The organism is Amycolatopsis sp. NPDC051045 (assembly GCF_040682955.1).
GTDB lineage: Bacteria > Actinomycetota > Actinomycetes > Mycobacteriales > Pseudonocardiaceae > Amycolatopsis.
In genome coordinates this window covers 24,938-37,697 of sequence record NZ_JBFBCC010000033.1, presented here as the reverse complement: position 1 = coordinate 37,697, position 12,760 = coordinate 24,938, and the positions used below count along the sequence as shown (strand labels likewise).

The following is a 12,760-nucleotide window of genomic DNA, read 5'->3' as shown; positions in this document are numbered from 1 at the left end:
TCACGGCCGCGCCGCCAGGTACGCCGGGTCGGCCGCGGGGATCGGCCGGTCCGGGACCCCGGCCAGCAGCCGGCTCATGGCGTGGAAGTACGGCGGCGCCGCGACCGTGCCGCCGAACGCGCCGTGACCGCAGGCGCCGAGGTGCACCGGTGGGCCCGGGCAGATCTCGCGCGGGTGCGGCCCGTCGGCGAAGACCATGGACGACACCGCGTAGTCGTCGACACCGCCGACGAACGCGACCGATTCGCTCAGCTGGGTCGTGCCCGTCTTGCCGATGTCGGGCCGGGTCCAGCCGGCCGCGCGGGCCGCTTCGGCGGACGTGCCGCTCGTGGTGTCCTTGCTCAGGCCCGCTTCCAGGGTGTTCGCGACGCCCGTCGGGATGACTTGTTCGCACGCCTGCTGACCGACCGGAACGGCGTTGCCGTTCCGGTCGGTCACCGACAGGATCGGGTTCGGCGGGCACCACACGCCGCCGCTCATCAGCGTCGCCGAGACGTTCGCCATTTCCAGCGGGCTGACCGGGCTGTTGCCGAGCGTGAACGACAGCAGGTTCCGGAAGTACTGCGACTGCGGCTCGCTGTACTGCGGGTTGCCCGACTTCGGGTCCGGCGTGCGGCCGGCGTCGTTGGTCGCGAGGGTGTTCCGCAGCCCGAGCTTGTCCGCCATGTCGAGCACGGCGGGCATCCCGACCTGGCTCTCGAGCCCGACGAACGCGACGTTCGGCGACGTCGCCAGCCCGTCGGCGAGGGTGATCGGATCCGCGTAGTGGCCGTCGTTGTGGACGGTGTAGCAGGCCGTGTGGCTGTCGGCGTCCGGCGGCGCGAAGCACTGGCCGTCCGGGTTGGGCAGCGGGGTGTTCAGCCCCGCCTTCCCGGTGACGAGCGCCGCCGCCGAGGTGAAGATCTTGAACGACGAACCCGCGCCGAACTCGTTGCTCGCGTCGGCGACGATGTCCGTCGACGTCTCGCCCCGGTCCGGGTCGGTGCCGTAGTCGCGGTTGGCGACCATGGCGAGCACCTGGTGCCCGCTTTGGCCCGGCTGGACGACGGCGAAGGTGTTGGCCACGCCGTCCTGGGTGGTCGGCACGTTCGCGTCGACGGCGTCCTTGGCCACCTGCGAGACGCGCGGGTCGAGGGTGGTCTTGATCGTGTACCCGCCGGTGGCCAGCCGGTCGGCGGTGAACCCGGCGTGCACCAGGTAGCTCTCCGCGTAGGCGCAGAAGAACCCGGCGTCCGGCGCCGCGCCCAGGCACGAGGCGGACGGCGTGACGGGCCCGTCCGGCAGCAGGCCGAGCGGGGCCGCCTTCGCTGTCGCCGCGTACGAGGCGGGGATGGAGCCGTTGGTGACCATGTCGTCGATGACGAGGTTGCGGCGCTGCAGCGCTTTGCCCGGGTGCGTGTACGGGTTGTAGACGCTGGGGTTGTTCACCATTCCGGCGAGCAGCGCCGCCTGTGGCACGGTCAGTTTGTCCGCTGTCGTCCCGAAATACGCTTTTGCCGCCGCGCCGACCCCGTACACCATTCCGCTGAATTCCACGACGTTCAGGTAATCGGCGAGAATGTCGTCCTTGCTCGTCGTGTCGTTGAGCTCGACGGCCATTTTCGCCTCCCGCAGCTTGCGGGCGAGCGAATCCTCGCGGTCGGCCTGCTGGGCCGCCGGGTCGGTCCGGTCGACGACGTTGATCAGGTAGTTCTTGACGTACTGCTGCGTGATCGTCGACGCGCCCTGCAGCGCGCCGCCGGCGCTGTCGTTGACCGCCGCGCGGAGCATGCTTTGCAGGTCGACGCCGCCTTCGGTGTAGAAGCGGCGGTCCTCGATCGCAATGATCGCGGCCTTCATCGTGGTCGCGATCCCGGCCGCCGTGGCCGGCAGGCGGTACTGCGCGTAGAGCGTCGCGATCGGGGTGCCGTCGCGGTCGGTGACCGTGGTGGTCAACGGCGGATCGGCCGCGGCGAGCTGCGCGGAAATGGCGTTCACGGAATCGCTGACCTGATTCGACAGCAGGCCCGCCCCGATGGCGGCGGGCGCCACCGTCCCGGCCACCAGAATTCCGGCGAGCACACACAACCCGGCAAAAGGGACCACGCCCCGGCGACGTTTCACGAATGCCAGATTAGGCATCGGGAGATGAAGCTTCCGTTCGGTGAGACGTGTGCCTCACCGGGCCAACCGGCCGAGCAGGGCCGAGGCGACCGAAATCGCCGCCACCGTCGCCACGGCCAGCACGGCGAAGTCCGTCCCGAGGTGGGCGGGTGTCCGATGAGCAGGCCGCGCAGCGCGTCGACCTGGTAGCTCAGCGGGTTGACGTGGCTGAGCACCTTCAGCCACGGCGGCATCAAGTCCACCGGGTACAGCGCGTTCGAGCCGAAGAACAGCGGCATCGTGATCGCCTGCCCGATGCCCATCAGCCGCTCCCGCGACAGCACGATCCCGGCGATCACGATGGACAGGCCGCAGAAGAACGCCGAGCCGAGCACGAGGGCGGCGGCCATGGCGAGCAGCTTCAGCGGGTTCGCGGTCAGCCCGACGCCGAGGACCGCGGCCAGTACCAGCACCATCAGCGCCTGGACGAGCGCGCGGACCCCGGCGGCGAACGCCTTCCCCGCGACGAGCGCCGCGCGTGGCGTCGGGGTCACCAGGAGCTTGGCGAGCACGCCCGCGTCGCGCTCCCAGATGATCTGGATGCCGTAGAAGATCGCGATGAACAACGCCGACCGGTGCAGCGCACCGCCGCGGGTTCGGTCATGGTTGCTCCTTCAGGATGCCCATGAGCTTCTCGAGCGCCGGCAACGCCTGTTCGATCACCGTGATGTCCTCTCCGGACAGTTGCGCGAGGGCGTCGGCGACGAGCCCGGTCCGGGCGCGGCGCCAGGCCGCCATCCGGTCGGCGGCCGCGGCGGTGATCTCCAGCCGGGCCGCGCGCCGGTCGGCGGGATCGGCCTCGCGGCGCAGCAACCCGGCGTCGGCGAGCTGGTTCACCAGCGTGCTGACCGAGTTGTTCGCCAGGTGCAGTTCGCGTGCGGCCGCGGCGACGCCGATGCCGGGGTGGTCGGCCACCACGCGCAGGAGGTCGACCTGGGCGCCGGGCAGCGGGGGCCCGGCACGCCGGCGCGGATCCGGCGGCGCACCACCCGGCGGATCCCCTGGACGGCGCCCAGCAGCCGGTCGGCGAGGTCGGTCATGGACTCCATGTAACTCTGACTCAGATATTAGCAATGCTCAATGTCTGGTGGCCGGGTCGGGCGAACCGCGTGAGGCGAGGGATACCGCTGATCGGCTGAACTGCTTCACCGATGACCGTTCGGCGGCGGCCCGGTGCCGTTCGCCGCGTAGTCGCCCGGTTCCGCTGCGGAACTCCCGGCGCGGGCGCATGCTGTCCTCTCCGACCCCGCGACCCCGCGTCTGACGTCCACAGTGGACACTGCCAGTGCGCCCGGTCCGGCCGTCTTCCGAGATGAGAATAGGAACGTTCGTCGTGACCCTGCTGGACAGCAAGCTCGTCCGGTGCTGGACCTCCCGCCCGCACCTGCAGTCCCTCTACACCCTCGCCGCGGCCGCCCCGCGGATGCGTGCCGCGCTCGGTCTCACGCCCACCGGCGGCGGCACGGTCGACTTCCAGGTGGACGGGGACGCGCTGGCCCGCACCCGAGCGGAGGTGATCGCCGCCACGTCGGCGCGGCTGCCGGTGCACCCGCTGGTGACGCAGGACCTCCACGGCCGCTCGACGGTCCGGTGCTGGCGCCGCAACCACGACCTGCGCGTGCTGACCGGCGATCTGGTGGACGTCGCGAACCGGCTCGCCAGGGCGGGCTACGGCGGCTGCCTGCGGTTCGCGACCGTCGAGTTCGCCGAGCCGGCCGGGCGCCGCGAAGCGAAGCTCGCGCTGGTGTACCTGTTCGATCGCGGCACGTTCCACACCGCGGCGCCGGGAAGCCGGCCGCTCGACCGGGCGCTGGAGCTGCGCGCCCGGGCCGCGTTGCACGGCGCGCTGCCGATGGAACCGGTCGCCGAGCGGCGGTTCGTGCTCTGACCGGCGCGCTGAAAATCCGCTGATTGGCGCAGCCCGGGTGTTCTGCGAGGATGCTGCTCTCGTCCGATCGAAGGAGATGGCCGTGGCTTCTCGTCTCAACCCCTACCTGAGCTTCCGCGACGACGCGCGGCAGGCCATGGAGTTCTACAAGGGCGTCTTCGGCGGCACACTCACCCTCAACACGTTCGGGGAATTCGGTTCGCCCGAAGGGGCGGACGCGGACAAGGTCATGCACGCCCAGCTGGAGGCCGAGAACGGCTTCACGCTGATGGCGTCGGACACCCCGGCCGGGATGGAGCACAACCCCGGCACGAACATCTCGGTGAGCCTCAGCGGGGACGACGCCGACGACCTGCACGGCTACTGGGAAAAGCTGAGCGACGGCGGCACCGTGACGGTTCCGTTCGAAAAGCAGATGTGGGGCGACGAATTCGGCGCCTGCGTCGACAAGTTCGGCATCCCCTGGATGGTCAACGTCGTGCACGGCTAGCCACGAGCCGTTGCAGCCGGTGCCCTCGTCGGTGACGATGGAGGCACCGGCGTGGCGTGGCGCCGGGCCGAAGGAGGCCCGATGGCGGGTTTTCCCTGGACGTGTGCGCAGTGCGGCGCGGTCAACGACCCCGCGGCCCGGCGCTGCGGCACCTGCGCGGGGCTGGCCCCGGGCCGGGCTCGCGCGCGGGCGCTGTGGGTGCTGCTGACCCTGATGGTGGTGGCCGGCGTCGCGGTGGGCGGGGTCCTGCTGTTCACCCGGGACTCGCCGTCGCCGTCGGCGTCGGGCCCGTTCCCGCAGTACACGACGCCCGAGTTGCCGACCACCAAGACCGTGGTCACGACGGCGAACGGCGCCGTCCCGCCCAGCACACCGACGACGAGCACGTCGACGAGCACCTCGACGGGCAAGCCGTGCCCGGGGGACGCCGCGCGCTACCTGCCCGGCGGCGCGGGGACGGCGCTGCTCGTGGCGCAGACCGCGAAGTCGCTCGTCACGATCTGCCGGATCCCCGACGGCCGCATCTTCTACGACGGCCAGGCCCGCGGGCAAGCGGCCTCCGACGACACCCACATCATGTTGCCGGCCCAGGCCGCGGGCGACGGCTTCGTCGCGGTGAACGGCGACTACCGCTACCAGGTCGGCGGCGGCCGGCTGGTGGTGTCGGCCGGGTCCGAGGTGCTCGTGGACGAAGAGCTGACCACGGTCGGCTGAGACAGCAGGCGCCCCCACCCAGGATGTGGGACCGGCGGCGGTCCGCCGCCGGGGTCCGCATGCTGGAGCCATGGCTTCACCGCTCGGCAACCCGACCCTGGCGTCCCTGACCGGCCCGCACGCCGGCTTCGCGGAACGACGGGGGCGCGTGCTGCGCTACCCGGAGGACGTCGCGCCGTTCCTGGCGCTGCCCGACGACCCCGGCGAGCAGGACTGGCTGGACGTCGCCGGGCTCGCCGGGCCGGGGGCGGTCGTCGTGCTCGCCGCCCCCGCCGCGCGGCCGCCGTCCGGGTGGGAGGTGCTCGACGAGATCCCCGGCGTGCAGCTGGTCGACGAAGGCGTCGCGGCGGCGCCGGAGCCGGAGGCCGTGCGGCTCGGCTCCGCGGACGTGCCGGAGATGCTGGACCTCGTCGAGCGGACGCGGCCGGGCCCGTTCCGGAAGCGGACCGTCGAGCTCGGCACCTACCTCGGCATCCGGCGGGGCGGCGCACTGGTCGCGATGGCCGGCGAGCGGCTGCACCCGCCGGGGTACACCGAGATCAGCGCGGTCTGCACGGACCCGGCGTACCGGGGGCAGGGCCTCGCGACGCGGCTGGTGCTCGCGGTGGCCGCGGGGATCCGCGAGCGCGGCGAGACCCCGATCATGCACGCGGCGGCGGAGAACACCTCCGCGATCCGCCTCTACCTCTCCCTGGGCTTCGCCCTGCGGCGCCGGCCGGACTTCGTGGCGGTCCGGGTGCCGCTCGCGGTCTAGGCACCGGCCGGCGCGCAGATCCGGTCGCAGAGCCCGAGCAGCTCCGGCCAGCTCGGCGGAGACCGGCGTGTCCGAACCGGACTCGTCGGCCGGCCGCCGCGGCCCGAGCGCAGCGGACGTCTCAGCCGGGGACCCACATCGTGACGCGGGTGCCGCGGCCCGGCTGCGAGTCCACCGTGCCGTGCCCGCCGACCTCGGCCAGCCGCGCCACGATGGATTGGCTGATCCCGAAGCCCGGTGGCCGGTCGCGGACGTCGAAGCCCTGGCCCTGGTCCCGGGCCACCACCGCGATCCCGCCGTCGCGCTCCTCCACGCGCAGCACGACCTGCTTGGTCCCCGAGTGCTTCACGGTGTTGCGCAAGGCTTCCCGGACCGCTTCGACCAACGCGGTGCGCCGGTCCCGGGAAACCTGGTTCTCGTCGGCGAAGTCCGCGGCGACGAGCTGGGTGCGCAGGCCGTCGCGCGTCAGCTCGGTGGCGACGTCGGCGAGTTCGACCGCGAAACTCCGGGTCGGCCCGCTCGGCACCGGCTCGGTGATCCGGCGGCGCAGCTCGGCCGCTTCCGCCTTGGCGACCGAACGCAGCTCCGACAGCCGCGCGGCGGCCTGGGCGTCGTCCCCCGGCGCCGAAATGGCCAGCGCTTCGAGCGTCTGCAGCACGCTGTCGTGCATGATGCGCCGGGTCCGGCGGCGTTCGGCTTCGCGCCCGCGCCGCAGCCCGATGTCCACCGCGAACCGCGTGCCGACGCCGAGCAGGATCAGGATCGCCACGGCGAGCACGATCGCCACCGCCAGCGCCACCAGGCAGCCGATCGACCGCGTGAGGGCGAGCTGGTTGCCCAGTGGCACGCCGCCGGCCAGGGTCAGTGCCGCCCGGAGCGGGACCGCCGCCGCGAACAGCCACAGGGCCGCGGGCAGCCCGGACGTGCCCGCCCACATGGCGACCGCGCCGACGAGCCAGGTCCAGGAGACGTCGACGGCGAACGGCTGCACCGCGGCCGGCGCCGTCATGGCCACCACGAAGTTGAGCACGACGCCGACGGCCAGGTCGAGGCTGAGAGCGCGGCCGGTGACGCGGGCCCGCAGCCCGCCCGAGCGCAGCACCCAGACCGCCGCGACGGTGTTGGCGGCGACGGCGAACGCGGTGGCGCCCAGCACCGGCCCGAGCCCGAGCCCGCCGTTCGCGGCGGTGAACCCGATGAACACCTTGACGAACGCCGCGATCCGGTACGCCAGCGGGACCAGGACCCAGTAGCGCGAGGCCCGGGCGAGCGTCGCGTCCCCCACGGCGGTGAGGTCGCCGCTGTCGGGAAGGGGCTCGGCCGGCTCCGCGGGTGTGCCGCTGCGGACCAGCGTGCGGACGAAGGTGCGCGGCGGTGCGGCAGAGCCCGCCTCGGGCATCGGTGGTCCCCATTCATCCGGCCGTCCGGGCGGCCTGAGCCTGGCAGCGCGGCGGGGGGATAGTCAACCGTCCCGGCGCGGAGCCAGCCCGCTGGAGCAAGGGGGGAAACCGGTTCGTGATCCGGTGATCGAGCGGTGCGGTGCGGCGGGCCGCCGGCGCGCCGCCGCGGTCAGTACGCGTGGAACATCGTGTCCTCGCCCGTGTACTCCGGCCAGCCCGGCGACCCCGTGGTGGCGAAGCGGTGCCAGGCGCCGTTCAGGTCGTCGGCCAGCTCCCGCGGCGGGTTCTCGCCGAGCAGGCCGCGCGGCCCGGACACCACGTCCAGCGCGTCGAACACGAACGGCAGTTCGAGCCCGTGGCACGCGCCCAGCCTGCCGTCGAGCAGGGGCGAGCCCCATTCGAACTCGTACCGGAACGTCCGGCCGGTGTGGTGCTCGGCGAGGTCGCGCACCCCGTCCCGGAAGACCAGGTCGGTCAGGGCTTCGACGAGGACCTCGCCCGCCGTCCGGCCGGAGCCGAGGCCGTAGGCGGTCAGCACGCCGGCCGGGTCGGGGTGCGACACCGCCAGCGACGCCACGGCCTGGTCGTCGGTGACCGCTTCGAGTGCGCCGGTGGGCACGAGGTAGAGCCGCATCTCTTCGCTGCAGCTGCCGGCGATCAGGTCGACGTCGCGCCCGGCGCCCGCCCGGATCGCCTTGCCCGGGTGCTGCGGCAGCACGTCGTCGCCGACCACCGGCAGGAACGGGCTCAGCCCGTACCCGCGGTCGTACCCCAGCGCGTCGCGCAGATCGGGCGCGCCGCCCGGCCGCAGGACGGCGTCCTGCGCGTCGAGCAGCTGCTCGGTCGACACCTTCCGGAGTGCCTCCGCGGTCGGTTCCGCCTTCAGCTCGTCGGCGACCACCTTGGCCAGCCGTCGCGCCTGGACGCCGTCGCGGACCATGTCCGGGTGTCCGCTTTGGACGATGGCGCGGTGGAAGAGCCCCGGCGACAGCGGCGATCCGAGCAGGCAGGCGACGCTGACCGCGCCGGAAGCCGCGCCGAAGAGGGTGACGTTGGCGGGGTCGCCGCCGAACGCGGCGATGTTTTCCTGGACCCAGTGCAGGGCCGCGAGCTGGTCGCGCAGCCCGAGGTTGGTCGCGCCGCCGTCGAGGGGGAGGAACCCGTCGATGCCCAGCCGGTACTGCACGGTCACCAGTACCGCGCCGGCCCTGGCGAACGCGGTGCCGTCGTGGACCGCGGCGGACCCGGTGCCCCCGATGAACCCGCCGCCGTGCACGAACACCAGCACCGGCAGCGAAGCGGCGCCCGGCTGCGGGGTCCAGACGTCGACCGTGAGGTACTCCGGCCCCGGGCGCCAGCCGGTGCCGGTGAGCGGGGTCAGGTCGAGGCCGGGCACGTCGTGACGGCGCTGCGGCGCCGTCGGCCCGGGTCTCCGGGTGTCGCGGACGCCCTCCCACGGCTGGACCGGAACGGGCTCGGCGAAGCGCAGTTCGCCGTCGGGCGCGGCGGCGTAGGGGATGCCGCGGAAGAGCGCCACGCCGGCGGGGGTGACCTGACCGCGGACCGCGCCGGACGTGGTGGGGACGACGGGGTCGGTCATGCGGAGGGTCCCTTCGTGGACTTTCGGGGGAAGCGCCCGTCAGCCTAGGACCGCGGACGGGCCGCCGTCATGGGCGGATCGTCTCCGGCGTTGTCGCGGATGGATAACGGCGCCCGGCCCGCCGGTGCCGAGCGGGCGAAGACGCCGTGTATTCCGGCTGCCCCGCGGGCGGGGCGCCGTCGACGCCCCGCCCGCGGCTTCAGCCTTCGAGGAGGTCCTCGATGGTGATCGGGATGTGCCGGACCCGGATGCCGGTGGCGTTGTACACGGCGTTGGCGACCGCGGCCGCCATGCCGACCGTGCCGATTTCGCCGAGGCCCCGCGCGCCGACCGCGTTGTGCAGGGTGTCGGGGTACTCCACGAAGTGGACGTCGACCTCCGGGATGTCGGCGTTGACCGGCAGCAGGTAGCTCGCGAAGTCGCCGTTGGCGAGCCGGCCGTTCGCCTCGATCTCCAGGCCCTCGTGCAGCGCGGCCGACACGCCCCAGATCATGCCGCCCATGAGCTGGCTGCGGGCCGCCTTGTCGTTGATGATCCGGCCCGCGTCGAACACCCCGAGCATCCGGGACACGCGGGCCTCGCGCGTCCACTGGTGGACCCGGACCTCGCAGAACTGCGCGCCCCACGAGGCGAACGAGTGCTTGGTCATCTCCTCGCCGGGCGCCGAGGTGCCGGTCACCTCGAGCGATTCGCGTCCCACGGCCCGCAGCAGCTCGCCGAAGGTCATCGAGTCGCCGTCGGCGAAGACGCGGCCGTCGGCGTAGGTGACCTGGCGCCCGGCGAACGGCGCGCCGGGGTCGGCGGCGAGCGCGGTCAGTTCGTCGATCGCCTTGGTCGCGGCGAGCATGATCGCCGTGCCGGCGCTCGCCGTCGCCGTCGAGCCGCCGGACATGCCGCCCGGCGGGAGGGCCGAGTCGCCGAGGCGCGGGGTGATCCGGTCCGCCGGGATGTCCAGCGATTCGGCGCCCACCAGGGAGAGCACGGTCAGCAGGCCGGTGCCGGGGTCCGCGCCGCTGGTCGCGACGACGGCGGTTTCGTCCGCCCGCAGCGTGATGCCCACGGTGGCCGGGAACCGCAAGGCGGGGAACACCGCGGTGGCGACACCGGTGCCGACGAGCCAGTCGCCGTCGGTGCGCATGCCCGCCGGGCGGTGCGCCCAGCCGAAGCGGTCCGCGCCGATGCGGAAGCACTCGTCGAGGTGCTTGCTCGACCACTGCAGGTCGTGGCCGGGCGGGGCGGTCGAGTTGTTGCGGACGCGCAGCTCGATCGGGTCCATGCCCAGCTTCACGGCGAGTTCGTCGATCGCGCTCTCCAGCGCGAACGAGCCGGGGGCCTCGCCGGGGGCCCGCATGAACGTGGTCGGCGGGACGTTGAGCGGCACGATCCGCTGGGTGATCGAGAGGTTCTTGGTGGCGTACCACTCGCGCGAGGTGCCGTGCGACGTCGGTTCGACGAACGACCGGGCGGTGTCGGTGTGACACCACGAGTCGTGCCGCAGGGCGACCAGGGTGCCGTCCGGCTCGGCGCCGATCGTGAGCTTCTGGACCGTCGCGGCCCGGCCGGCCGTCGCGGTGAAGACCTGTTCGCGGGCGAGCGCCGCCTTCACCGGCCGGCCTAGGGCGCGGGCCGCCGCCGCGGCCAGGAACGCCGGCGTGGACGTCCGCCCCTTGCCGCCGAACGCGCCGCCGACGAACGGGTTGATCGCGTGGACGGTGTCCGGGGCCAGCTCGAACGCCATGGCCAGTTCCGCCGCCTGCATGTGGGACGCCTGGTTTCCGCTGTAGACGGTCAGCTCGCCGTCGTCCCACACCGCGACCGCGGAGTGCGGCTCCATCGCGGCGTGGTTCTGCGTCGCGGTCGTGTAGGTCGCTTCGACGACCACCGGGCTCGCGGCCAAGGCGGCGTCGAAGGATTCGACGCCTTCTTCGAGCACCTCGATTTCGGGGGGAGCGCCGTCCATGCCTGGTGGCGCCATTTCGGCCGTGTCCAGGTGCTCGGTGAGCGAGGTCCGGGCGGGCCGCTCTCGGTAGGCGACTTCGACGAGGGCCGCGGCGTCCCGGGCCTGCTCGAACGTCTCCGCGACGACGAAGCCGATCGGCTGACCGTAGTAGGTGACTTCCTTGTCCTGCAACGGAACCCACGTCTCGCCGAAGGGCGGCATGCTCGGCGTCTGCAGCGTCAGCGGGTCGAACGGCGTGTAGACCTCGAGCACGCCGGGTGCGCTCTTCGCCGCGGTGGCGTCCATGGCCTCGATCTCGCCGTGGGCGATCGTGCTGAGCACGACGTAGCCGTAGGCCATGCCGGTGAAGGTGTGGTCGGCGCCGTACTTGGCCTCGCCGGTGACCTTCAGCGGCGCGTCCAGCCGGGTGATCATCGGGAGCTCCCCTCGGTCAGTTCGAGCAGCGCTCGGATGATGGTCCGCTTCAGCAGCGGCACCTTGAACCCGTTCTCGGACAGCGGTCGCGCACCGTCGGCCGCCACGGCCGCGGCCTCTTCGAACGTGGCCTGGGTCGCCGGGGCGCCCCGCAGGGCCGCTTCGACGCCCGTCAGCCGCCACGGCACCGTCCCGACCCCGCCGGCCGCGATCCGGGCGTCGGCGACGATCCCGTCCCGGACGTCCAGTGCGACGGCGGCGGAGCACAGGGCGAACTCGTAGGACTGCCGGTCGCGCACCTTGACGTAGGTGGAGTTCGCGGCCCAGTCCAGCCGGGGCACGATCACCTCGGTGATCAGTTCACCGGGGCGCAGGTCGTTCTCCGCGGCGGGGGTGTCGCCGGGCAGCCGGTAGAAGCCGTCGAGCGCGACCTCGCGGGTGCCGGTCGCGTCCGCCAGCCGCAGGCGCGCGTCGAGCGCGACCAAGGCGACGGCGACGTCACTGGCGTGCGTCGCCACGCACGACTCGCTGGTGCCGAGGATCGCGTGCATCCGGTTCGCGCCGGTGATCGCGGAACAGCCGCTGCCGGGAACACGCTTGTTGCACGGCATGGCGACGTCGCGGAAGTACGAGCAGCGCGTGCGTTGCAGCAGGTTCCCGCCGATGCTGGCCATGTTCCGCAGCTGCTGGGACGCGCTCAGCAGCAGCGCGCGCGAGATCGCCGGGTAGACGCCGGGGTGCGCGGCGATCGCGCTCATCCGCTCCAGCGAGCCGAAGCGCAGCCCGTCGGTCGTGTCGATGCCGCGCAGCGGCACCTCGTTGATGTCCAGGACGTGCTGCGGCGTCATGACGTCGAGCTTCATGAGGTCGACCAGGGTGGTCCCGCCGGCGAGGTAGGTGCCGGGCGTGGCGACCGCCGCTTCGACGGTGGTGGGTGCGGTCAGCTCAAAGGGACGCATCGGCCCGCCTCGCCTGCTCGACGGCCTTGACGATGTTCGGGTAGGCCGCGCACCGGCAGAGGTTGCCGGACATGAACTCCCGCACGTCCTCGACGTCCTGCTCGACGGCCGCGACCGCCGACATGATCTGCCCGGCGGTGCAGAACCCGCACTGCAGGGCGTCCTGGTCGACGAACGCCTGCTGCACCGGGTGCAGCCCGTCCTCTGTGGACAGTCCTTCGACGGTGGTCACCGGCTGCTTGACGGTCGCGGCCAGGGTGAGGCACGACAGCACGGGCTTGCCGCCGACGTGCACGGTGCAGGCGCCGCACTGCCCGCGGTCGCAGCCCTTCTTGGGGCCGGTGACGGCGAGGCGCTCGCGCAGCGCGTCCAGGAGGGTCACGCCGGGATCGACGTCCAATTGTTCGGTTCTGCCGTTGACTTCGAGTGAGATGTCCAA

Annotated in this window: 10 protein-coding genes and 2 pseudogenes; 4 read left to right on the top strand and 8 right to left on the bottom strand. The window is 72.8% G+C overall.

What is annotated here, in order from left to right:
- From AB0M80_RS40540 to AB0M80_RS40530, 3 genes and pseudogenes are all read right to left on the bottom strand, one after another.
- Positions 1 to 2,121, bottom strand: coding sequence for a transglycosylase domain-containing protein (locus AB0M80_RS40540; RefSeq protein WP_364575549.1), 2,121 nt, complete (start codon positions 2,119 to 2,121; stop codon positions 1 to 3).
- Positions 2,122 to 2,157: 36 nt separating this feature from the next.
- Positions 2,158 to 2,717, bottom strand: a pseudogene (locus AB0M80_RS40535) (ABC transporter permease); the annotation flags it as partial.
- Between the two features lie 25 nt (positions 2,718 to 2,742).
- Positions 2,743 to 3,182, bottom strand: a pseudogene (locus AB0M80_RS40530) (helix-turn-helix domain-containing protein).
- A 293-nt stretch (positions 3,183 to 3,475) separates the two neighbouring features.
- Between AB0M80_RS40530 and AB0M80_RS40525 the strand changes: the two are divergent.
- From AB0M80_RS40525 to AB0M80_RS40510, 4 genes are all read left to right on the top strand, one after another.
- Positions 3,476 to 4,030 carry a hypothetical protein gene (locus AB0M80_RS40525; protein ID WP_364575547.1) on the top strand — a complete coding sequence of 185 codons (555 nt, stop codon included), beginning with the start codon at positions 3,476 to 3,478 and terminating at the stop codon, positions 4,028 to 4,030.
- 82 nt (positions 4,031 to 4,112) lie between these two features.
- Positions 4,113 to 4,520, top strand: a complete 408-nt coding sequence (locus tag AB0M80_RS40520; RefSeq protein WP_364575545.1) for a VOC family protein — start codon at positions 4,113 to 4,115, stop codon at positions 4,518 to 4,520.
- An 81-nt stretch (positions 4,521 to 4,601) separates the two neighbouring features.
- Entirely contained in the window at positions 4,602 to 5,234 is a 633-nt protein-coding gene (locus AB0M80_RS40515; RefSeq protein ID WP_364575544.1) for a hypothetical protein, read from the top strand.
- Between the two features lie 70 nt (positions 5,235 to 5,304).
- A complete protein-coding gene (locus tag AB0M80_RS40510; RefSeq protein ID WP_364575542.1) occupies positions 5,305 to 5,988 on the top strand; it encodes a GNAT family N-acetyltransferase in 684 nt (227 codons plus the stop codon).
- Positions 5,989 to 6,109: 121 nt separating this feature from the next.
- On the opposite strand, the gene AB0M80_RS40505 is transcribed toward AB0M80_RS40510, so the two are convergent.
- The 5 genes from AB0M80_RS40505 to AB0M80_RS40485 all read right to left on the bottom strand — a co-directional run bounded on the left by AB0M80_RS40505 (position 6,110) and on the right by AB0M80_RS40485 (position 12,760).
- Positions 6,110 to 7,387, bottom strand: coding sequence for an ATP-binding protein (locus AB0M80_RS40505; protein WP_364575540.1), 1,278 nt, complete (start codon positions 7,385 to 7,387; stop codon positions 6,110 to 6,112).
- A 170-nt stretch (positions 7,388 to 7,557) separates the two neighbouring features.
- Entirely contained in the window at positions 7,558 to 8,988 is a 1,431-nt protein-coding gene (locus AB0M80_RS40500) for a carboxylesterase family protein (protein WP_364575538.1), read from the bottom strand.
- A gap of 199 nt (positions 8,989 to 9,187) precedes the next feature.
- Entirely contained in the window at positions 9,188 to 11,362 is a 2,175-nt protein-coding gene (locus AB0M80_RS40495) for a xanthine dehydrogenase family protein molybdopterin-binding subunit (protein WP_364575536.1), read from the bottom strand.
- Positions 11,359 to 12,321, bottom strand: coding sequence for a xanthine dehydrogenase family protein subunit M (locus AB0M80_RS40490; protein ID WP_364575534.1), 963 nt, complete (start codon positions 12,319 to 12,321; stop codon positions 11,359 to 11,361). Before AB0M80_RS40490 ends, AB0M80_RS40495 begins: the two co-directional genes overlap by 4 nt.
- On the bottom strand, positions 12,308 to 12,760 hold the full coding sequence (locus AB0M80_RS40485) for a (2Fe-2S)-binding protein (protein ID WP_364575532.1): 453 nt from the start codon (positions 12,758 to 12,760) through the stop codon (positions 12,308 to 12,310). Before AB0M80_RS40485 ends, AB0M80_RS40490 begins: the two co-directional genes overlap by 14 nt.